This is a genomic window from Pseudoalteromonas sp. SM9913, from assembly GCF_000184065.1.
In the GTDB taxonomy this organism is placed as follows: domain Bacteria; phylum Pseudomonadota; class Gammaproteobacteria; order Enterobacterales; family Alteromonadaceae; genus Pseudoalteromonas; species Pseudoalteromonas tetraodonis.
The window spans coordinates 1,253,736-1,275,029 of sequence record NC_014803.1 but is presented as its reverse complement, the minus strand read 5'-3'; the positions used below and the strand labels follow the sequence as shown (position 1 = coordinate 1,275,029).

General features: G+C 40.2%; 19 protein-coding genes and 4 tRNA genes. 6 read left to right on the top strand and 17 right to left on the bottom strand.

Going from position 1 to position 21,294, the window contains the following annotated elements:
* The first annotated feature begins 162 nt into the window (after positions 1-162).
* Positions 163-1,800: a GGDEF domain-containing protein gene (locus PSM_RS05885; RefSeq protein ID WP_024601361.1), complete on the top strand. Its 1,638-nt coding sequence runs from the start codon at positions 163-165 to the stop codon at positions 1,798-1,800.
* A 52-nt stretch (positions 1,801-1,852) separates the two neighbouring features.
* Here PSM_RS05885 and PSM_RS05880 read toward each other — a convergent pair.
* The 15 genes from PSM_RS05880 to PSM_RS05810 all read right to left on the bottom strand — a co-directional run bounded on the left by PSM_RS05880 (position 1,853) and on the right by PSM_RS05810 (position 14,802).
* Positions 1,853-1,942, bottom strand: a tRNA-Ser gene (locus tag PSM_RS05880).
* 170 nt (positions 1,943-2,112) lie between these two features.
* Positions 2,113-3,153 carry a quinolinate synthase NadA gene (nadA, locus tag PSM_RS05875; protein ID WP_013464643.1) on the bottom strand — a complete coding sequence of 347 codons (1,041 nt, stop codon included), beginning with the start codon at positions 3,151-3,153 and terminating at the stop codon, positions 2,113-2,115.
* A gap of 150 nt (positions 3,154-3,303) precedes the next feature.
* A tRNA-Lys gene (locus tag PSM_RS05870) sits at positions 3,304-3,379 on the bottom strand.
* Positions 3,380-3,443: 64 nt separating this feature from the next.
* Positions 3,444-3,519 (bottom strand) — tRNA-Lys (locus PSM_RS05865).
* Between the two features lie 171 nt (positions 3,520-3,690).
* Entirely contained in the window at positions 3,691-4,443 is a 753-nt protein-coding gene (gene ybgF / locus PSM_RS05860) for a tol-pal system protein YbgF (RefSeq protein ID WP_013464642.1), read from the bottom strand.
* A 13-nt stretch (positions 4,444-4,456) separates the two neighbouring features.
* On the bottom strand, positions 4,457-4,996 hold the full coding sequence (pal, locus tag PSM_RS05855; protein ID WP_013464641.1) for a peptidoglycan-associated lipoprotein Pal: 540 nt from the start codon (positions 4,994-4,996) through the stop codon (positions 4,457-4,459).
* Between the two features lie 35 nt (positions 4,997-5,031).
* Positions 5,032-6,390: a Tol-Pal system beta propeller repeat protein TolB gene (gene tolB, locus PSM_RS05850; RefSeq protein WP_013464640.1), complete on the bottom strand. Its 1,359-nt coding sequence runs from the start codon at positions 6,388-6,390 to the stop codon at positions 5,032-5,034.
* Positions 6,391-6,398: 8 nt separating this feature from the next.
* Positions 6,399-7,304 carry a cell envelope integrity protein TolA gene (tolA, locus tag PSM_RS05845; RefSeq protein WP_013464639.1) on the bottom strand — a complete coding sequence of 302 codons (906 nt, stop codon included), beginning with the start codon at positions 7,302-7,304 and terminating at the stop codon, positions 6,399-6,401.
* Positions 7,305-7,308: 4 nt separating this feature from the next.
* A complete protein-coding gene (gene tolR / locus PSM_RS05840) occupies positions 7,309-7,740 on the bottom strand; it encodes a protein TolR (protein WP_016899822.1) in 432 nt (143 codons plus the stop codon).
* A complete protein-coding gene (gene tolQ, locus PSM_RS05835; RefSeq protein WP_016899821.1) occupies positions 7,727-8,431 on the bottom strand; it encodes a protein TolQ in 705 nt (234 codons plus the stop codon). The genes tolR and tolQ overlap by 14 nt, the downstream gene beginning before the upstream one ends.
* An 874-nt stretch (positions 8,432-9,305) precedes the next feature.
* The gene (ruvB, locus tag PSM_RS05830; RefSeq protein ID WP_013464636.1) at positions 9,306-10,313 is read right to left on the bottom strand and encodes a Holliday junction branch migration DNA helicase RuvB; all 1,008 of its coding nucleotides are present in this window, start codon (positions 10,311-10,313) and stop codon (positions 9,306-9,308) included.
* A gap of 7 nt (positions 10,314-10,320) precedes the next feature.
* Positions 10,321-10,938 (bottom strand): Holliday junction branch migration protein RuvA, encoded by a 618-nt coding sequence (gene ruvA / locus PSM_RS05825; RefSeq protein WP_008114133.1) that lies wholly within the window; start codon positions 10,936-10,938, stop codon positions 10,321-10,323.
* A gap of 2 nt (positions 10,939-10,940) precedes the next feature.
* Positions 10,941-11,465: a crossover junction endodeoxyribonuclease RuvC gene (gene ruvC / locus PSM_RS05820; protein ID WP_008114131.1), complete on the bottom strand. Its 525-nt coding sequence runs from the start codon at positions 11,463-11,465 to the stop codon at positions 10,941-10,943.
* 132 nt (positions 11,466-11,597) lie between these two features.
* Positions 11,598-14,099 (bottom strand): ABC transporter permease, encoded by a 2,502-nt coding sequence (locus tag PSM_RS05815; RefSeq protein WP_013464634.1) that lies wholly within the window; start codon positions 14,097-14,099, stop codon positions 11,598-11,600.
* Complete coding sequence (locus PSM_RS05810; RefSeq protein WP_008114127.1) at positions 14,089-14,802, bottom strand: ABC transporter ATP-binding protein; 714 nt, start codon at positions 14,800-14,802, stop codon at positions 14,089-14,091. Before PSM_RS05810 ends, PSM_RS05815 begins: the two co-directional genes overlap by 11 nt.
* Between PSM_RS05810 and PSM_RS05805 the strand changes: the two genes are divergently transcribed.
* Both PSM_RS05805 and PSM_RS05800 read left to right on the top strand, forming a co-directional pair.
* Complete coding sequence (locus tag PSM_RS05805) at positions 14,803-15,426, top strand: arylesterase (protein WP_013464633.1); 624 nt, start codon at positions 14,803-14,805, stop codon at positions 15,424-15,426. It abuts the gene before it with no gap.
* 116 nt (positions 15,427-15,542) lie between these two features.
* Positions 15,543-15,619, top strand: a tRNA-Pro gene (locus PSM_RS05800).
* A gap of 831 nt (positions 15,620-16,450) precedes the next feature.
* Here PSM_RS05800 and PSM_RS05795 read toward each other — a convergent pair.
* A complete protein-coding gene (locus PSM_RS05795; RefSeq protein WP_013464631.1) occupies positions 16,451-16,735 on the bottom strand; it encodes a hypothetical protein in 285 nt (94 codons plus the stop codon).
* A gap of 176 nt (positions 16,736-16,911) precedes the next feature.
* Between PSM_RS05795 and PSM_RS05790 the strand changes: the two genes are divergently transcribed.
* The 3 genes from PSM_RS05790 to PSM_RS05780 are packed head-to-tail and all read left to right on the top strand — an operon-like array spanning position 16,912 to position 20,557.
* Positions 16,912-18,393 (top strand): PAS domain-containing sensor histidine kinase, encoded by a 1,482-nt coding sequence (locus PSM_RS05790; protein ID WP_013464630.1) that lies wholly within the window; start codon positions 16,912-16,914, stop codon positions 18,391-18,393.
* Entirely contained in the window at positions 18,390-18,812 is a 423-nt protein-coding gene (locus tag PSM_RS05785) for a response regulator (protein WP_013464629.1), read from the top strand. The genes PSM_RS05790 and PSM_RS05785 overlap by 4 nt, the downstream gene beginning before the upstream one ends.
* Before the next feature lie 23 nt (positions 18,813-18,835).
* Positions 18,836-20,557, top strand: a complete 1,722-nt coding sequence (locus tag PSM_RS05780; protein WP_235190276.1) for a GGDEF domain-containing response regulator — start codon at positions 18,836-18,838, stop codon at positions 20,555-20,557.
* 17 nt (positions 20,558-20,574) lie between these two features.
* Here PSM_RS05780 and PSM_RS05775 read toward each other — a convergent pair whose 3' ends face one another.
* On the bottom strand, positions 20,575-21,117 hold the full coding sequence (locus PSM_RS05775; protein ID WP_013464627.1) for a methyltransferase: 543 nt from the start codon (positions 21,115-21,117) through the stop codon (positions 20,575-20,577).
* Positions 21,118-21,294 lie beyond the last annotated feature (177 nt).

Below are 21,294 nucleotides of genomic sequence, written 5' to 3'. Positions count from 1 at the left end.
CGTACTGTAGCGTAATAATTTGCCACTTACTTATTTATCTTCTTGGAGCGATATAAAGTTAACAGCCACATTTTAAGTAAAAATACGCTGAAACAGTCATAACGATAATTATTCTGCTAAAAATGCAGTATAATTTTTAAGGATCACTAACTTAGGTATTACATGCGGTACACTTTCAATTTAATATGTTGTTTGCTACTACAAACCATTGGTTTTAGTGCATCTGCTGTAACACTAAACGAAAATGACAGCTTACAATTAAAATCAGCTATTTGGCATCAAGTAGATTTAGCTAAACCAACCCAAGGTGAGCAACTCGTTAATGCCTATGACAATGTTAATACTCCCATCACTTCGCTGTACAGTGCGAATGGCAGTGCAATAGCAAAAATTAGTTTAACCACAACGAGCGCTGGACGCTGGTATATAATACCCCAAGTTAATTACTTAGATAGTGGCGTTGCTTTTTATCAAGATGCTAGTGGGATCAGAAAAGTCGCTGACTTTTCACAAGATAGTGCCATCCCATCAGCCATTGTAATGCACAGCCGAGCTTTTGAATTACAACTAGAAGCTAATTCACACGGTGTTTTATGGCTTTATGTTAATGCTAAGCACTTTGCCAAACCTGTCAGCATTAACGTTATTCCTCAATCTAGGTTTGTTAAACTTCAGTTTTATATCAATTCATTAAGCTTAGTGTCTATAACGATAATGCTGACCTTGGCTTGCATGGCCTTGATCATGTTTTTTAAAACACGACATCGCGTGGCATTATTTTGTGCAGGTTACATAGGGTTACATGGCATTGGTTGGGCATTCGCAGCGGGGATAGCTGCGCTACTTTTTAATTACCATGCGATTAACACCCATTACTTTGGCATGTATATTTTTGCCTTTGCTATTGCCTCTGCCAGCTCATTTGCCTATTACTTATTTAACTTTGACCAACATACCCGTTCTGGTATTAGCCGATTTTTAAAGTACTTTTCCATAACGGCACTTGCCTGTGGTTTTTTAAACCTATTTTTATCCTTCCATTGGGTGTTCTATTTAGCTCACTTCCTCGCTGCAATTTGGGTGTATTTAAGCTTAAAGCTTGGCTTTACAATGCTGGGGATGAAGGACTTTAGAGCGAAATACTTTTTAACTGGCAACCTTGTTTATAGCTTATCCTTGGTTATTTTTATTTTATCGCACCTAAATTTAATAGAAATAAGTTCACCTGAATTATGGGTGCTTATTGCTCTGGCCATTGATTGTATCTGTATTTTGCTTTCTTTATCTGAATGGCTAAAAATAAAGCAAAACAATTATATAAAAGCGCTAGAGTTATCACGCATAGATCCACTCACCAAAGTAGGAAACCGGCTGCAATTACAACAAGTGCTCGATAACTTAGATAATTTTTACCTCATAGTGTTTATAGATTGCGACAATATTAAAAGCGTTAACGATCACCTAGGTCATGCTCACGGTGACAAACTACTCATTGAAGTTACACGGTTAATTAAAAGCGCGTTAGCCGATAAAGGTGAGGTATGCAGAACTGGCGGTGATGAGTTTATTTGTGTGTGTAACGTTAAATCAGCACAACAGCTCGGCCAACTCACCCTGAGCATCAACGAATCGTTAAATTATATTCATCAACAAGTACAGAAAAACTGGCCCCTATCAGGCCTGAGCTATGGCATAGCAAGTAGTGAGGAATGTAATGACTACAAAGCCTGCTTAACCTTAGCCGACCAACGAATGTATACATTAAAGCACCAACGTAAAAACAAACGCCAACACGTTTAGTGTTATTACAGGCACAAAAAAGGACGCCTTGAGACGTCCTAATATAGAATAATGGTGGAGAGAGAGGGATTCGAACCCTCGTTAGGGATTAACCTAAACACACTTTCCAGGCGTGCGCCTTCAGCCACTCAGCCATCTCTCCACAATGTTGCATTGCAACAGCGCGCTATAGTATGAAATACACTTGCTTGGTGCAAGGCCTTTTTAACATCACGCTTTTAACTGCTCAATAATCAAACTAACCACCTATAAGCAAATAAAAAAGGCGATACCTGAGTATCGCCTTTATCTAATGCATTATATTGCCATCTATTATTTTGCCATATTGGCTGTAAAATCAAGCATGCGATTTAATGATTTAAGTGCGCCTTCGCGCAAATCCATGTCAACAAACACTTCTTTACCGCTGGCATCAATCAGTGCTTCCTCAATCGCTTGTAAGCCATTCATTGCCATCCATGGGCAGTGAGCGCAAGTTTTACACGTAGCGCCGCTACCGGCCGTTGGAGCTTCGAAAAACTCTTTCTCTGGGCATAGTTGCTGCATTTTATAAAAAATACCGCGATCGGTGGCTACAATAAACTTTTTATTAGGCATAGTTTGCGCTGCTTTAATTAGCTGGCTAGTAGAGCCAACTGCATCGGCTAATTCAACAATTTCAGCCGGTGATTCTGGATGCACAAGTACGCCCGCATCTGGGTGCAATGCCTTCATGTCTTTTAAGGCTTTGGTTTTAAATTCGTCATGTACGATACATGCGCCGTTCCACATGATCATATCGGCACCGGTATTCTTTTGAATATAGCTGCCTAAATGCTTATCTGGGCCCCAAATAATTTTTTCGCCTTGCTCATCTAAGTGCTCTACTATTTCAAGTGCACACGATGAGGTAACAATCCAATCAGCACGCGCTTTAACCGCGGTAGAGGTGTTAGCGTATACCACCACTTTACGATCTGGGTGTTGATCACAAAATGCTGAAAATTCATCAACAGGGCAACCAATATCTAATGAACAAGTCGCTTCAAGTGTTGGCATAACCACAGTTTTATTGGGGGTTAAAATTTTAGCGGTTTCACCCATAAAACGTACGCCCGCGACAATGATCATGTCGGCTTCGTGTCTAGCGCCAAAGCGTGCCATTTCTAGTGAATCGGCTACACAACCGCCTGTTTCTTCAGCGAGTGCCTGAATTTCAGGATCAGTGTAATAATGAGCAACAAGTACCGCGTTTTTTTCTTGCAGTAACTGCTTTATTCGCGCTTTATATTCGCCTTTTTCGTCTTGTGTTAACGGAGCTGGCTTAGGAGGAAAGATATAGCCTTCTGGCATAATAGTTTGAGCTAAACTCATTGTTCTCGACCACTTTATTTACAGTGTAATTAATAGTGCAAATTATACGAGAAACGAACACTAAATAATAGCAATCTAACAAGGCAGTTTATAAATAAAAATTAGGGAGATAGTCGGAAATATTTTATATCGAAGAAAGTGTAACAGAAGTGGTGGGTCATGATGGACTTGAACCATCGACCAATGGATTAAAAGTCCACTGCTCTACCAACTGAGCTAATGACCCGCTCTGATTTACTTATAAAAGTAAGTACGCGTAAATCCGCCGATTATAACCATTCAATAGAGAATGGTGGGTCATGATGGACTTGAACCATCGACCAATGGATTAAAAGTCCACTGCTCTACCAACTGAGCTAATGACCCGCTCTTTTTGTCGCATTTCGAGTGGGGTTACCATTCGTTTGCTGCGGGCGCTTATAATACTTATTTATAAAATGAGTGCAACCGAAATTGTCTCTTTTTTTAAGTTTTTATGTCTAGTTGAGCAATTTTAGACCGCTTATGACAAAAAGCAGTCTAATCAAGCATCAACATTTATTTTGATAAGCGTTCTGTGGCTAATTTAGCAGCAGTTGTACTTGGGTACTGATTGATAAGCTCATTCAGTATTTTTTGTGCTTCTGCCTTCAAACCTTGCTCTTGTAAAAGTGTACCAAGCTTTAACATCGCATCTGGGCGTTTATTTGAATTTGGAAATTCGTTAACAACTACTTTAAAGTGCTCGGCTGCTTTTACACCGTCATTTTTAATCGTTAATAGTTGTCCCAGCCAATAATGTGCGTTTGAGGTGTACACTGAATTTGGATACGTTGTTAAGAACGCTTGAAATTCTGGAATAGCTTGGTCGTAGCGTTTATCTTTCATTATAAGCGCAACAGCACGTTCGTACGCTTCGTTTTCAGATAAATCACTGCTGTAGCTCTGCTCATTACTAGGCTGTGTGTAGTCTGTTGTAGGCGCTGGAGCCGTCGGCTTTGCATAAGCTTGGCTAACACGGTTCTCAATTTCTTGATAAAGCTCGCGTTGACGCTGGAGTACTTTTTCAAGCTTATAGCTTTGCTCTTCAGTTACTCCGCGTATTTGACTAACTTCATCTTGCAGTAAATTGAGCTGTTGCTGTAACTCTACTTGTAAAAAATTACGCTGTTGCATCATACTTTCAAGTGTTGCTAAACGCTTTTCAATGCTTGACTGTGAACTTGCAGCTTCTGAAACAGGAGCGGGAGCAGCCATTAACTGGGTGCTCCCGCTCAATATCATGGCTGCCAAAATAATTTTCGGCTTCATAATATCTCTTATCTTAGTAAACTAGTACCGCACGGCGGTTTTTAGCGAAAGCTGCTTCTGTGCGAGTCTTAACCATTGGCTTTTCTTCGCCGTAGCTAACTACTGACATTTGGCTTGCAGAAACACCTAAGCTTTGTAGGTATTTTTCAACTGCTTGTCCACGGTGCTCACCAAGTGCAATGTTGTACTCTGGCGTACCGCGCTCATCTGCGTGGCCTTCAATTAATACTTTAACAGAAGGATTTTTAACTAAAAACTCAGCGTGTGCACGAAGTAAGTCTGCATATTTGCTTTCAACTGTCGCTTTATCAAAGTCAAAGTAGATAATTTGCTCTTGACGAAGCGCTTCGTACTTTTGACGAAGTTGCTCTTCTGCTTGTTGCTCTGGCGTCATTGTGGCTACTTCAACTGTATCCGTTGTTGTTTGCTCAACAGTTGCTTGGTTTGACTGGTTAGCTGCATTTTCGTCGATATCTGAAGATGAGCTACAAGCTGCTAGTGTCATTACTGGCACAGCAATTAGCAGGCCTTTAAGTATTTTGTTAAGTTGCATTGAGTAGATTCCTATTTTGAGTAAACCAGCAATTATTACTGTAAATATGGCGACCAAGCCGGTGCCTTTACTTGTCCATCAAGCACAGGTAAACGTGCTTTAAAACGGCCGTCCATCGATACTAGCGCAAGTACCTGTTTATTATTGTGGAGCGTGCTGTATATAATCATCGAGCCATTCGGCGCTATGCTCGGTGATTCGTCAAGGCGAGTTCGTGTTAAAACTTGAAACGCACCTGTAGCCAACTCTTTCTTAGCAAGATGATACTGTCCGTTAGTACGGTTTACCATCACTAATTCTTTTCCGTCTGGCGAAATAGAACCCGCTAGGTTCATGTCACCGTCAAAGGTTAATCTTTGCGTTCTGCCAGTTTTTAAATTTAACTTATAAATCTGAGCATTACCACCCCTTTCCGACGTAAATACTATATCTTCACCATTTGGGTACCACGAAGGTTCGGTATCTATACTACGATGGCGTGTTAATCGCGTCTCTTTACGTGTTAGTAAGTCTAATAAGTAAACCTCAGTTGCACCAGTTTTATCTTTTGACAGCACTAGCAGTAACTTTTTACCATCTGGCGAGAACTGCGGCGCGCCGTTAATTCCCTTGTAGCTGGTGATCAATTCGCGTTTACCAGTATAAATGTCTTGAATGTAAATTTGGCTCTGGCGATTTTCAAAGGTTACATACGCTAACTTAGTACCGTCAGGTGACCAAACCGGTGACATTAATGGCTCTTTTGAACGCAATAATACTTGTTCATTAAAACCATCGTAATCAGCAACCACTAACTGATAAGGCTTTTCTTCGGTATCACGTACAATAACATAGGCTATTTTTGTTAAAAACGCGCCTTTTTCGCCAGTTAGCTTTTCATAAATAACATCACTAATGCGGTGCGAGTATCGACGAAATCCAGTTTCACCAATTACGCTTTGACGTGCTTCTAAAATATGGTCTTGGCTTTGAACAAGCTTACCGTTGCTCATCATTTGTGTTTCACCGCCAGTAATTTGGCCGCGAATAACATCAACAAGCTCATAACGTACTAAGTAACGTCCGTTGGTTTGCTGTTCTACTTCACCCACTAAAACCGCTTCAACGCCTTTATTAACCCAAGCGCCGTAATCAATATCGCCGTCTTTATGTGGTTGTTGAGGCATTTGTGAAACGCTAACTGGCTTAAATTTACCACTGCGCATTAGATCAGCAGCAATAACATCGCTAAGCTGCTCTGGAATAGGGCCAATACCTTGGTATTTAAAAGGCACAATCGCAATCGGTCTTGCACCGTCTATTCCTTCAGTAATAACAATTTCAAGTGCCGCGTGTGCAACGCCCTGAAACCCTAATATTAAAACTAAACAGGCTATTTTAATTTTGTTAAACATGTCATCCCTTAAAACTCTGGCGCGATGGTTATATTAATATTCTTTAATTGTTCGAATACGTCTTTATCTTTCGATACCGGTAATGTGTCAGCCATGCGAACCGCTCTTAAAGCAGCTTCACACACTAACTTATCACCGCCTAACGACTTAACCTGCGTAACCAAGCCATTAAACCCAAGACGGAGATTAATGCGGCATTGCTGGTTTTTCATTTTTTCATCAATTAATAAGTTTTGCTGAATACGCGCCATAATTAATGCACGGTATTTATCAACTTCACTCACTACTTGCTGTTGACGTATTTTATTACGAGCAGCCTGCTCTTTGGCAAGTTGCTCTTGCAGTATTTGTTCTTGCAATGCTTGCTGACGTTTACGCTCGGCTTCTTCAGCACGTTTTTTACGCTCTTCTTCCGCTTTTTTAAGCGCGGCTTCTTCGGCTTTGCGTTTGTCGGCAGCCGCTTTAGCAGCATCTTCAGCCTCTTGCTTTTGCTTTTGCGCTTGTTTGGCCTTTGCTCGCTCACGTTGTTCTATTTCGCGGGCTTTTTTAGCTTGAGCTTCGGCTTCAGCTCTTTCTTTCTCTTTAGCTTTGCGCTGCTGCTCTAGCTTTTTAATGCGTCTTGCTTCAGATTCACTTTGCTTACGTGCGTCTGCTGCGCGGCGTTCTAAATCACGAATGCGTTTATCTTCAGCGCGCCTTTTATCTTCTTCTTTTTTGCGTAACTCAGCAATTTTTTGCTCAACCTGCTGTTGATCCACGGTCACAGCAGACACCGCATTTTCTGGCTCAGGAATGGCGGCATTAAGCGTCACTTCCATTACTTTAGGTTTAGGTGGATGAATGTTTGCTGATGCATACAAAAATCCCCCTAATGCTAAATGCAGTATTACTGATTTGATTAACGACGTATTCATATGACTACTTGGTCCCCTCAAAGGATTCGGTCATTAAGCCTACCGATGGTACACCTGCATTCTTCAAAAAATCCATAAGCAGTAACACTTCTTGATACGACACTTTGCCTGAGCCTTTAATCATTACTGGAGTATCAGGGTTTTTCATTAGTTGTAGTTTAATTACAGCGGCTACATCTAATGCTTCCATTGGCTCTTCCGGATCAGTACCTATGCTTACATAATACTTACCTTGCGAATCAATAGAGGCAATAATGGGCGGCGTATCTTTGGTATCAACCAAGTCTGACTCTTCCATTTTTGGTAGGTCTACTTTTACGCCATGGGTTATCAATGGCGCAGTGGCCATAAATATAATAAGCAACACCAACATTACATCAATGTATGGTACTACATTAATTTCTGCGACTGGGCGACGCTTTTTACGCTGGTACATTCGCTTGAGCCTCTATTTGGGTAGCTGCTTGACGGTGTAAAATATTGGCAAATTCTTCCATAAAGTTAATGTAATGAGATTCTAACTTTTCAACTTTATTAGCAAATCGGTTATAGGCAATAACGGCAGGAATAGCCGCAAATAAACCCATCGCTGTTGCAATCAAAGCTTCTGCTATACCTGGTGCAACCATTTGTAAGGTTGCTTGTTTTACTTCACCTAAGGCAATAAAGGCATTCATAATACCCCATACTGTACCAAACAAACCTATGTAAGGGCTAATTGACCCAACGGTTGCTAAAAACGATAAGCTTGATTCTAGTTTTTCTATTTCACGAGAAAGCGCAACCCGCATTGAACGGTGCGTGCCTTCCATAACAATGCCTGCACTTTGAAAGGTATTTTTTTTGTGGCGTGCAAACTCTTTAAAACCTGAGGTGAATAACGCTTCAATACCCGTTGATTGACCACCGCGTGATGAAATTTCGTTATATAGCTTACTTAAGTCAACACCAGACCAAAAACGTTGCTCAAATTTTTTGGCATTTGCTAAGGCGTCAGAGATGGCTTTTTTACGTTGAAAAATAATAGCCCACGACATAACCGACATAGCAACCAACGCTAGCATTACTAATTGCACAAGCAAACTGGCTTCTAGAATTAGATCTAAAAAATTAAGCCCTGATCCCACGTTAAACTCCTAAATAATTAAAAACATCAAATTGATTTATTTGAGTAAGGTAACTTTGTAACACATTAGCCACCATTAAAGTTCAGCTAGTGTATCTAGTGTATTTACTGCTGACAACGATATTGCTGTGAATAGCCAACAAAAAACGTTAAAAAAATAGTTTTACTACTTAACTCTTGTTTTACTGTATAAATAAATAACAATAAAGCTATCTGTAAGCCCGCTTAATTTCACTAAAGAGTCACAAAAATACGCTGTTTATTCAAAATTAATGCATAAGCACTCATAAACACTACACACTTACCTTAACGTAATAGTAAAACTAATACCGAACGTTTATATGTTAATATACATAAACAAAGCATTTCATTAACTTATAGAATTAATGGTTAATTAACATGCAACATTAAGTAAAAACAGAAAACCCCTGCTATTAGTTTTTTTAATCTGAAAATATAAATTTTCTAGTTTGAACAAATTCTGCCGCTTCGGTATTATTCTCCCATACCGAGCTAGCGCATTAAATGAAAGCTATTTCATTGAATCCAGTTCTTCGTAATATGATTTATTTCGTATTACTTTTTTACTTCTTGGGGTATGACCTCAATAAGTAAAACGTAGTTCCCTAGATTACTTCCTTAAACTTGTTGTTTGCCCGCATTATTTGCGGGCTTTTTTTTGCCCGCAATTTGTCAAATCAGCTACACTCGGCCTCAGTAACGTTACAGCAGGCGCACAATAGCCTGATATGTCTTAACGCTCAGTGAATTATTGGCAAAGTAAAATACGTCTAAATTTAGCTTTTGCTCATACTAAAAAGCCACTGTCGTTAAAATGACAGTGGCTTTAGAAAGAGTCTAGTTATTCTGGTTATTTAATCTTTTTTAGGTAACAAGCCAAAATGGTGGTACGCATTATCAGAGACAATTCGCCCTCGCGGCGTACGCTGAATAAATCCTTGTTGAATTAAAAAGGGTTCAATCACATCTTCTATGGTTTCTTTCTCTTCGCCTATTGCCGCGGCTAAGTTGTCAAGGCCAACAGGGCCACCCATAAACTTTTCGATGATGGCGAGTAAATATTTACGATCCATGTAATCAAAACCGCTTTTATCAACGTCAATCATGTCGAGGGCTTGTTGGGCCACCTCAGCATTAACCGTACCGTCTGACTTTACTTGGGTGTAATCGCGCACTCGGCGCAATAAACGATTTGCAATACGTGGCGTACCGCGCGAACGTTTGGCTATTTCGGCCGCGCCATCGTCACACATTTCTAAACTAAGATAATGCGCTGAGCGCCCCACAATATGCGATAAGTCTTCCACAGAGTAAAACTCTAAGCGCTGAACAATACCAAAACGGTCACGCAGTGGAGAAGTTAATGATCCCGCACGGGTAGTTGCACCAATGAGTGTAAATGCGGGTAAATCAAGCTTAATAGAACGCGCTGCAGGGCCTTCACCTATCATAATATCGAGCTGGTAATCTTCCATTGCCGGGTAGAGTATTTCTTCAACTTGCGGGCTCAAACGGTGAATTTCATCAATAAACAGTACATCACCCTCTTCAAGGTTAGTGAGCAATGCGGCTAAATCGCCCGCTTTTTCAAGCACAGGTCCAGACGTGGTTTTAATATTTACGTTTAATTCGTTCGCCACAATATTAGCAAGCGTGGTTTTACCTAAGCCTGGTGGGCCAAATATCAATAAGTGATCCAACGCTTCGCTACGACTGCGCGCAGCTTCAATAAATATTTCCATTTGTTGCTTAACATGCGGCTGACCACGATAGTCGGCCAATAACTTAGGCCTAATAGCACGGTCTATGGTGTCTTCGTTGGTTTTTTCAGCAGCATCTATTAAGCGATCAGCTTCGATCATAATTTACTCACAGCATTGATTTCAAAGATTCTTTAATTAGAACCTCAGTCGACATATCGGGTTTGCTTACTGATTTTACTGCTTTTTGCGCTTGTGGCAATTTATAACCGAGCGCCACTAACGCCGAAACCGCATCATCGGCCGCATTATTGGCTATAGTTGCATCGCTCGCAGGCTCTATTACGGCGCTATCGCTAAATGGGGTAAATAAGTCATTACCCCAATTTTTTAATCTGTCTTTCATTTCGAGCACTAAGCGCTCTGCGGTCTTTTTGCCCACCCCTGGCAATTTAACCAAGGCAGTGGCATCTTCATTATTTACACAACTTACAAACTGCTGCGCCGACATGCCCGACAAAATGGCTAAGCCTAATTTAGGCCCTACTCCATTGGCTTTTAACAGCTCTCTAAATAACGCACGTTCGGTTTTATTATTAAAGCCAAACAATAACTGTGCGTCTTCGCGTACTACAAAATGAGTGTACACAATGGCGTTGTCGCCTACTTTAGGCAAATCGTAAAAACAGGTCATTGGCATTTGTACTTCGTAGCCAACGCCGCTCACTTCTAATAGTATTTCTGGGGGCTGTTTTTCAACTAACACGCCGTTTAAGCGACCTATCATTGTTATTTCCTTAGACGTCCTCTAACGGTTTTGCTTGCGCTACCCGCTAGTTTTATTAAATTTTGTTCAGAGTGGGCATGGCAAATTGCAATTGCAAGCGCATCCGCCGCATCGGCTTGCGGCGTACCTGGCAGTTTAAGTATGTTTTTAACCATATGTTGAACTTGCGATTTATCTGCCCCACCGTTACCCACAACGGCTTGCTTTATTTGCCGTGCTGAGTATTCAAAAACCGGTAAGTCGGCCATAGAGGCACCGACAATCGCAGCACCACGGGCTTGACCTAGCTTTAAAGCAGAATCAGGGTTATGCGCCATAAATACTTTTTCTATAGCAAATGTTTCAGGCGAAAATTGCTCTATAAGTTGCGTAATGCCCTGGTAAATCATTTTAAGTCGGGTGGGAAAGTCATGATCGGCTAATTTAATACAGCCACTGCCTAAGTATGTAAACTTGGCACCTTGATGCGCAACCACACCGTAACCCGTTAAACGCGAGCCCGGATCGATCCCTAAAATTATGGCCAAACAGCACTCTCATTATTGTTATTTATTAATAGTGCTAATAATGCCAGAGCACTGTATAAATTACCAGTACAAAGCAAAAACAAAAATGCCTACTTAAAAAGTAGGCATTTAAACGCTATTTGGCCGCAAAGTTTACGCTAAAGCGCGCACTAAGCTTTGAGTATTTTGTTTAAGCGTACGGGCAATCATAAAATAGCCTAACCCTGCTACAAACACGCCACCAGCAACGGGGCCAATAACCCAAATATTAGGATGCAGCTTACCTGCCAAATCAAACATTTGCTGCTGTACTATTAACAGTGCTATATCACTGAAAAATGCAGCCACCAGTCCGGCTAAACCGCCCAGTAATAAAAACTCATACAAGGTGGCATTCTTTATTAATCGGCTTTTAGCGCCTAACGTACGCAATATTACAATTTCTTGCATGCGCTCACCTAAGCTTGCTTGCACCTGCGATATAAGTACCAACGCGCCACACAACACCACAATAGCCAGTACAAAGCCAATAGCTAACGACACTTGCTCAATAGTCGATTGAATTTGTTTAACAAAGTTGTCTACATCAATCGCTGTAATAGTAGGGTATGCTCGCAATAGCTGGCTAAAGTCGCGCTTTTGCTCAGGCTCAATACGTACTGATGAAATATACGTGGCCGGAAAGCTGCTCAACACATCAGGGCTTAAAATAATGAAAAAGTTAGGTTTAAGCGTGGCCCAATTAACTTTACGTACACTGGTAATTTTAGCGTCGAACGACTGCGCACCAATTAAAAACGTGAGGGTATCGCCCATTTTCACATCAAGGCGCTTCATCATCGACTCTTCAAGTGAGGCCTCAGCTACTGCGTCATCGCCAAACCACTGGCCATCTATAATGTCATTTTGTGAGGGGACTTCGTTAAGCCAAGTTAAGTTAAGCTCGCGGCCAATGCCTGAGCGGGCTTCTTCGTCTTTTTTCTCGTTGTCTTGCAATGACACTTCACGTGCTACTGCTTCGCCATTTACTGCATTCACGCGGCCACGAATCGTTGGGTAAAACTCCGACACTTGAATGCCTTTTTGCGCTAAGTATTCATTTACCGGATCCAGCTCATTTTGCGTAATATTAACCAAAAAGGCATTAGGTGCATCGCTTGGTAACTGAGACTGCCAATCCGAAATAATGTCGTTTTTTAGCACAATTAAAAACAACAGTAATTTAATCGCTAGCGAAAAACTAATTAGCTGCACCGCATTAACGTTGGCGCGCTTTTGAATAGACGCAATAGCCAACGACCAGCTGTTACCTGGCTTTAAGCCAAGCTTTCGGCCCCCGCCAAATATTAATTTAGAAATTAAAAACAACACTAAAATAAGCGCAAGCGTTGAGGCAAATAAAATAAGGGTAATTTTAATATTGTTACTAAATAACCACATTAATAAAAATACCGTTAAGGCGCTAAGCCCTAAATGGATTTTACTTACCGCAAGGCGGTCGCCTAAATTACGGCGAAGCACTCTAAGTGGTGGAATATCAAATAAATCTAACAATGGCTTAATAGAAAACATAACCGCACAAATAACCCCGGTGCTAATAGCCACTAACCACGGTTTAAACCCTGCCATGGGCAGTTCGGTTCCCATGCTTTTTGCAAGGTAACCAGTTGCAACTTCTTGTAAACCGTAACCAATAGCAAGGCCAACGACTACCGCCATGGTACACACCATTAATAAGTGCATAAGGTAAATTTTGCGGATCATATCGCGGCTGCCACCTAAGGTTTTCATCATTGCGACTGGGTCATATTGGCGCTCACAATAGCGCTTAGCCGATACTGCAATAGCAACCGCGGCTAATATAATGCCCAGCAAACCTGCTAACAATAAAAAGCTTTCGGCTCTGTTTAAGCTATTTGAAATAGGAGACTGGCGGTCTTTTACACCATACCAGTTTTGGTTTTCTTTGAGTTGCGGCTTTAACCAATCGTAAAAACTATTGATGTCGTTTTCATCACCTGCATATAACTGGCGGTAAAATACACGACTGCCTGGCTGTATTACTTCGGTTTTTGCCACATCATCTATGTTTATGAGCACCCTACGGCTACTAGAGAACACATTAAATGGCGCGTCGGGTTCTTCTACAATCACCTTTTCAACGTTAAATAACGCGGCACCTAATTCAACTTGGTCGCCTACGTTTATGTTTAAGCTATAAAAAACTGACTCACTTAACCATACGTTACCAGGGCTTGGCGCACCGGGGGCAACCTCAGTTTGAGCATTCAAACCCGACTTAACTTTCAATTGGCCTTTAAGCGGGTAACTGTTTGATGCAGCCTTTACCGAGCTAAACTGCATTTGATCGTTTGCAAACAGCATAGTGTCAAAGTACACCATTTGTGCAGTTTGTAAGTTTTGTTGTTCTGCTTTGGTTATAAAGGCGGTATCTATGGCGTGATTGCTGGCAAGAACACGATCTGCTGCTATAAATGCACTGCTTTTTTGTGCAATACTTTGTGCAATTCGCTCAGTTACCATAGATAAAGTAAGCACGGTTAATACCGCTAAAGCAATGGCAGCACTTATTACGGTTAGTTCACCGCGGCGAAACTCACGAGAAAATAATTTAAGCGCTAATTTAGCCCACATTTGCCATTTCCTCTGTTGAATTTTGTACCAGCTCCCCCGCCTCTATTTGAATAATGCGTTCACATTTTTGTGCTAAGGCTTCATCGTGAGTGACTAAAATGAGGGTTGTACCGTTTTGCTTATTTAAATCAAATAATAACGACTCAATCATATGGCCATTTTTGCTATCTAAGTTAGCTGATGGCTCATCGGCAAACAATATTTTTGGTGAACCCACAAATGCACGGGCAATCGCAACACGTTGTTGCTCACCACCAGATAACTGCGACGGGTAATGATCAACCCGATGGCTTAAGCCTACTTTTTCAAGCAAAGCGAGCGCTTGTTCTTTGGCGTCTTCTTTACCTGCAAGCTCTGCCGGTAGCATCACGTTTTCAAGTGCAGTTAAACTTTGTACCAACATAAAAGACTGAAACACAAAGCCAACTTTTGCAGCTCTGAGTGCGGCCCGCGCTTCTTCGTCTAATTCGTGCAGCGGCTCCCCATCTAACATTACTTCACCGCTGCTTGCCGTATCAAGCCCTGCTAATAAACTTAATAAAGTGGATTTACCTGAGCCCGACGTGCCAACAACAGCAACAGACTCACCGTGCTTGACATTAAAGCTGATGTCGCTGAGGATGGACAACTCACCTTCAAGGGTAGATACAACTTTAGACAAACCATTTACTTGAATTATATTTAATTGAGAAAGCGCTGACATATGACTCATTCAATCCTACGTTTTGTATTTATTTTATTTTTAGTTATTAACCCGCTTACTGTGGCAGCTAACAACACGATTTTAATACTTGGTGACAGTTTAAGCGCAGCCTATGGCTTAAAACAAGAACAAGGCTGGGTGCAATTGTTACAAGATAAATACGATGCCGAGCAACGTAATCTCAATTTAGTTAATGCCAGTATTAGCGGTGAAACCACTGGTGGCGCCCTGCGCAGACTTGATGCATTGCTTGAGCAATATCAACCAACTCATGTGCTCATAGAGCTTGGCGCTAATGACGGTCTACGCGGTTTCCCAATTACTAAAATGCAAGACAACTTGACCGCTCTAATTGAAAAAAGCCAAGCAATAGATGCACAAACCGCGCTAATGGAAATTTATATTCCACCTAACTATGGCCCACGTTACAGTAAAATGTTCACCGATAGCTTTGCCAGTGTTAGCAAAGCCACAGGCTCGTATTTAATGCCGTTTTTTGTACTTAAAGTAGCAGGCAAAAGCGAGCTAATGCAAAACGATAACTTACACCCTAACAAAACTGCGCAACCAATACTACGAGATGAAATGTATAACACGATCAACCAGTGGTTAAATAAAGAGTAAAGCCGTGTAAAACTTCTGGCGCAAGCGCTTAATATTAAACGCTTGCGCAATAAACATCCAAACAAACAAATGCTTATTGATTTTTTTAAAAATACACGTACTATTGCAGTCGAAGTCGGTATGTGGCGCAGCTTGGTAGCGCACTGTCATGGGGTGGCAGGGGTCGAGAGTTCGAATCTCTCCATACCGACCATTTAAAACTCTTCAGAATTCAGTTTCATCCAATAAAAACCATTTTACTTTCGTACTAGCTAATTTAATAATAAAAAATATCGCACATTTATCGCACCAACCAATTTATTGACTGTTTTCCTGCTTTTTATGATTTCAAAGATATTGAGATTATGTGACCCCACAGTTAAATACTTTTCAAATAATAAAGAAGCACGTAACTGCTTTAATTATTGATGTATTGGTTTGAGGTCATTGATATGCAGCTATGAGTAGATGCTAAATAGCCGTAATGTCTGAAGTCAAGATTTACCCCTATGGTTTTCTTCAACTCAAGCTCAACGGTGTAACAAAATAACGTATGTTATACATACAGCTCACCGAATGTTCCATAGATACCGGCGGGAGTTAGAAAGCGTTTGAGAAGAAGTTTCATTTTGGAGCTTTCTTACACGCATAGCCCTCCCCGCAGGGTGCGGGTTACAAACTATTCAAATAAACTACTCTTTCAATATTTTGTCAATATTTCTTAAGCTTTGTATTGCTAGTATCAATTCATTCTTTGTTGGTGTAGTTATATTGCTTAGTGTATTAAGCTTAAATACGTTATTAAGCTTACATGTTTCAGATTTAATTAAATCCATCTTTCCATTAAGTGATTCATTATCGAATACAAGCTTTCGGTATGCATTTCTATTTTTCTCAAGCTCTTTTGTTAATTCTATAGTTTTATTATGAGCATTGAGATAAAGTTTATCAGCTTCAAGCAGTATTAGCTTATTGCACCAATAAGTATCGCAATTAAAAATCGCGACAAAGCTGCTGCCGTTTGTGTTAAGACTTCAGGCAAAGTTTACTTTGGTAGCGAGTGCCACACATAAATAGGCGTTTGGTAGAAATATTTAAGTTTGATCACTTTAGTTGGTTTATGTAATGGCAAAGCGAAGGTATTACTCACCATGGTCATTTTGTTAGCTACATCATATTTGAGTCTATCTTCAAACGCTAGCATACCAACAGGAAACAAGTAACACACCTGAGTAGACGCAGTACTGTGATAAGCATTTTTGAAGTCTTTGCGATAAAGAGTAAGGTTATTTAAACCCAAACTATATTTAATACGCACTAAAACCAACATACCCCAACCCGATCCTAAATCAATGTGCCTTTTTTAACCATAATGACTCGCTAAAATATAAGAAGAAACTATTAAAATGGGCATTTATATAACATGATCTTTCGCTAGATTTGCTGTTCATTACTTGTTCGACTATTACTATATTATGGGAACTAAATTTACTTGCGGGATGCTTGATGGACCTTAAAAAAGTAAATAAAAAATCTAACTCACCAAGTTTAACTGTAAATATGGATGAAGCATTTTTAACTCAACTAGTTAATTGTTTACCCATGGGGGCAATGGTAGTTAATACTGATGCTCAGATCCTTTTTGCCAATAATCAACTGTCTGAAATACTGGGCTATGAGGATTCAGAACTCATAGGGATGAACATAGATAATTTACTTCCAGCTCAATTTAAAGCCAATCATACCCACTTGATGAGTCAGTTTTTTGCTAACCCTCGAAAACGCTTAATGGGTGAAGGCCGTGAGTTATTTGCGAGTCAAAAAAGTGGTAAGCAAATCCCAATTGAAATAGGTTTAAACCCAATACAAGGACAACAAGAATTAGTTTTAGCCACACTGGTTGATATATCGCAAAGGCTGCGCGCTAATAATATGTTTCAACGCTCTATTCAAGCTGCACCACATGGTGTGTTAATAGTTGACCAAGCGGGCATTATTCAAGCGGTTAATCAATCGTTATGTAAATCTTTTGGTTACAGTGAAATAGAACTACTCGATAAAAAAATGGAAATGTTATTACCGCAGCGCTACCAAGGGCATCACTCAGCACTTCGTCATTCATTTCACCGTGAACCCAGTGTAAGAAGTATGGGAGTAGGTAGAGATTTAACCGCGTTACACAAAGACGGTAAAGAATTCCCGGTTGAAGTAGGCTTGAGTCCTTTTATAAACACCAATGATGAAGACATGGTGTTTGTCTCGTTGTTAGATATAACAGAACGAAAACAAATGGAAACTGAGCTAAGAGAAAATAACACTAGCCTGAAAGAGTTTACCTATGTGGCCTCTCATGATTTACGCTCTCCATTGCGTGGCATTTCAAACTTAATTGAATGGATAAAAGAAGATTTAGGCACTACCACGCCTGAAGTAGAGTACAACTTAACGCGTATTGATGATCGTATTCATAAAATGGAGACGTTAATTGATAATTTATTGGCCTATGCAAGAGCTGGCAAAGCTACCCTAGATACTCAAGTAATCGATATGCATAAATTAATCTCTAACGTTACCGAACTATTAGATTTACCTGCTGGAATGAAGCTTCATAAAGACGTTCAATTAGATACTATCGTCACTGCATGGACGCCACTTGAAACCGTTGTCCGCAATTTATTAAGTAACGCCATTAAACATCACGACAGTAAAGAGGGAACTATAGAGATTCGTTGTGTAGCAGAAAATACGCTTTGCCATATCACTGTGACTGATGATGGCCCCGGTATACCACCAGAAGCTTACGAACGTATTTTTAGTTTATTTCAAACAACCTCTGACGATAAGTCAGGCTCAGGTATTGGGCTGTCTATTAGTCGGCGTCTGGCACAAGCTCATGGTGGGCGCATTTCCGTTAGCTCAAATGAACCGCAAAAAGGGTCTACATTTCATGTTTGGTGGCCGCGCTTTGCAAGGAAAGAGAATTTATGATCAAAAATCTATCTATACTGCTTGTTGAAGACGATGATGTTGCCGCGGAAGCCGTAACAAGAAGCCTAAAAAAAGTGGATCCTAAAATTAAAATAATTTGGAAACAAAATGGAAAACTTGCGTTAGATGCGTTACGAGAAAAAGCACAACAAAAAGTAATATCAGAGCCCTACTTAGTATTGCTAGACCTGAATATGCCAGTGATGAATGGGTTTGAATTTTTAGAGCATATTCGTAAAGATAAAAAATTAAACGATACCGTTGTATTTATACTCACGACCTCCAATGAGGATAACGATCGTACTCGCGCGTACCATAACAACGTAGCAGGTTACATGGTTAAACATGCAATTGGCCCGCAGTTTGCCAAATTAGCGACACTTATGGATGCTTATATACATGCCGTTGAGCTTGAATAAGCCATTTTGCAAGAGATATGGATATGATAACTTCAATAGATAATTTTGAAACCTGCGACAGTATTAACCTACTCATTGTTGATGACGATGCGGTTGATAGAGAACAAATACGTCGTATGATATCTCGCTCAAATATACAGGCGAAAATTTCAGAGGCATCCTCTATTGAAAGTTCGATGTCTTACCTTGAACATGGTGAGTTTGATTGTGTCATAGTTGATTACCGATTAGGTATCGGATCGGGGCTTACCCTGCTAAATAATATTAGAAAGACTGAAAATAACCACTGTGCTGTGATTATGATCACGGGCTTAGGAGATGAAAAAATAGCAGCAGAAGCTATGCGGCTAGGAGCAAGCGATTATTTACTTAAAAATCAATTAAAAAGCGATCAGTTGATACACTCTATATCTAGCTCAATTCAACGCGCAAACTTAGAAAAAAAACTTCATGACATGGCACACTACGATAGCCTAACAGGCTTAGCAAGCCGCCCTATTTTAATTGATCAACTCCAACAGGCCATTACATCTGAGCAAAAGCTCGCCGTTGCCTATTTAGATTTAGATAATTTTAAACCCATTAATGACAAATACGGTCACGAAACCGGTGACTTCGTTTTGAAAACTATTGCCCAAAGACTAAAAAGCACATTACGCAAAGAAGATACACTCGCGCGTATTGGCGGAGATGAGTTTATCTTTTTATTAAGAGGGGCTGCGCACACGATACAAGAATATGAGACTCTGTTACAAGAGGTGCTGATTGAGGTAAACGACCCAATAAAATTAGCAGAGTTTTCGTGCTCCGTTCAAATTTCAGTCAGCATCGGCGTTGCACTTCCCAGTGATGATGGCTTAACTTGTGATGACATTTTACGCAGAGCCGATCAAACAATGTACCAAGCAAAAAGATCAGGAACAAACCGAATTCTGTTTTTTGATCCAGAAGAAGAAAGCCTAAGGCATGCAAAACATGATTTATTATTGGCTGCTGAAAAAGGCATTGCTCGCAAAGAGTTTATTTTACATTATCAACCAAAGGTAAATTTGATGGATCACCAGTTGATTGGCGTTGAAGCCTTAATACGCTGGAATCACCCTACTTTGGGTTTACTTTATCCTGGTCACTTTTCAGAGGCATTAGAGCATCCACACATTGGTATTTTAATTGGTGAATGGGTACTTGCTGAGGCCTTAAAACAGCATAAAATTTGGACAAGAAATCATCTTTCTATGAGTGTAAACATCTCTCCAGCTCATTTACTTAGTGAGGGCTTTGTTGAAAACCTCAGAGAGTTACTCATCAGCACTAATAATATAAAACCAAAAACCCTCGAATTGGAAATTTTAGAGAGCACTACAATTGGAAACGTTGACCAAGCAGTCGACGTTCTCAATGGCTGCCGCGATTTAGGGGTAAGTATTGCGCTAGACGACTTTGGTACAGGTTATGCTTCGTTGAGTTACTTAAAAAAATTACCTTTAGATACATTAAAAATAGATCAAAGCTTTGTTAAAAAGCTCCTATCAGACCATGAAGACAAGTCCATCGTTACGTGTATCGTGGCGCTAAGTAAAGCATTTGGGTATAACCTAGTTGCAGAGGGGATAGAGTCACAAGAGCTCGAAAAAGTACTTATAGGCATGGGTTGCTATCATGGGCAAGGTTATTATATTGCCAAACCAATGTCTGCAGAGAAGATGAACTTATGGATAAAAAATATGACATCCACTAAGCACTGACCCGAAATAATACTCATCTATTTGGGTTGCCAGTGATACACATAAATCGGTGTTTGGTAAAAATCTTTAAGCTTGATAACGTTAGTTGGTTTGTATGATGGCAAAGCGAAGGTGTTACTCACAATAGTGATTTTATTATTAACTACGTCATGTTTTAACTTTTCTTCAAGCGCTACCATACCACCTGGAAACAAGTAACACACCAGAGTAGACACTGTACTAAAATCGGCATTTTTAAAGTCTTTACGATAGAGGGTAAGGTTATCTAAACCTAAACTATATTTAAAAAGCATTGAAATTAACCAGGGAAACCACGATAACTCATAGCCAATAACCTGTTTATTAGGATGCTTTTTGGCAACCGCTATAACGAGCGTTCCCCAACCTGAACCTAAATCAATTAATGCGCCTTTTTCATCCATGCTTATTGCATTAAGCATAGCTTGTCGCGCTTTGCTTGAGCTCATCATCGGTGAAATTCCCGTTTTTAGCGTGCTCCAAACAATAGATAAAGCGATTAGAAGAACTAAAAAGAAAAATGCGGTAGCAATAAAGTCCATACTAACTAACACCTAATAACGGTTGAATCATCATAATCTCACCTTATCGATTATTTGTTTCTATATAGTAAAACCATTACAAAGAGCACCGTTAGTATAAATTTATTTTATATTTAACAACTGTTTAAAATAAACCACAAAAAAAGCGCCATTTGGCGCTTTTTAGATTAGTAGCAA

Coding starts and splice junctions, on each gene's coding strand:
- PSM_RS05885 (WP_024601361.1), top strand. CDS start 163: ATGCGGTACACTTTCAATTTAATATGTTGTTTGCTACTACAAACCATT.
- nadA (WP_013464643.1), bottom strand. CDS start 3,153: ATGAGTTTAGCTCAAACTATTATGCCAGAAGGCTATATCTTTCCTCCT.
- ybgF (WP_013464642.1), bottom strand. CDS start 4,443: ATGAAGCCGAAAATTATTTTGGCAGCCATGATATTGAGCGGGAGCACC.
- pal (WP_013464641.1), bottom strand. CDS start 4,996: ATGCAACTTAACAAAATACTTAAAGGCCTGCTAATTGCTGTGCCAGTA.
- tolB (WP_013464640.1), bottom strand. CDS start 6,390: ATGTTTAACAAAATTAAAATAGCCTGTTTAGTTTTAATATTAGGGTTT.
- tolA (WP_013464639.1), bottom strand. CDS start 7,304: ATGAATACGTCGTTAATCAAATCAGTAATACTGCATTTAGCATTAGGG.
- tolR (WP_016899822.1), bottom strand. CDS start 7,740: ATGTACCAGCGTAAAAAGCGTCGCCCAGTCGCAGAAATTAATGTAGTA.
- ruvB (WP_013464636.1), bottom strand. CDS start 10,313: ATGATCGAAGCTGATCGCTTAATAGATGCTGCTGAAAAAACCAACGAA.
- ruvA (WP_008114133.1), bottom strand. CDS start 10,938: ATGATAGGTCGCTTAAACGGCGTGTTAGTTGAAAAACAGCCCCCAGAA.
- PSM_RS05815 (WP_013464634.1), bottom strand. CDS start 14,099: ATGTGGGCTAAATTAGCGCTTAAATTATTTTCTCGTGAGTTTCGCCGC.
- PSM_RS05810 (WP_008114127.1), bottom strand. CDS start 14,802: ATGTCAGCGCTTTCTCAATTAAATATAATTCAAGTAAATGGTTTGTCT.
- PSM_RS05805 (WP_013464633.1), top strand. CDS start 14,803: ATGACTCATTCAATCCTACGTTTTGTATTTATTTTATTTTTAGTTATT.
- PSM_RS05795 (WP_013464631.1), bottom strand. CDS start 16,735: ATGTTGGTTTTAGTGCGTATTAAATATAGTTTGGGTTTAAATAACCTT.
- PSM_RS05790 (WP_013464630.1), top strand. CDS start 16,912: ATGGACCTTAAAAAAGTAAATAAAAAATCTAACTCACCAAGTTTAACT.
- PSM_RS05785 (WP_013464629.1), top strand. CDS start 18,390: ATGATCAAAAATCTATCTATACTGCTTGTTGAAGACGATGATGTTGCC.
- PSM_RS05780 (WP_235190276.1), top strand. CDS start 18,836: ATGATAACTTCAATAGATAATTTTGAAACCTGCGACAGTATTAACCTA.
- PSM_RS05775 (WP_013464627.1), bottom strand. CDS start 21,117: ATGGACTTTATTGCTACCGCATTTTTCTTTTTAGTTCTTCTAATCGCT.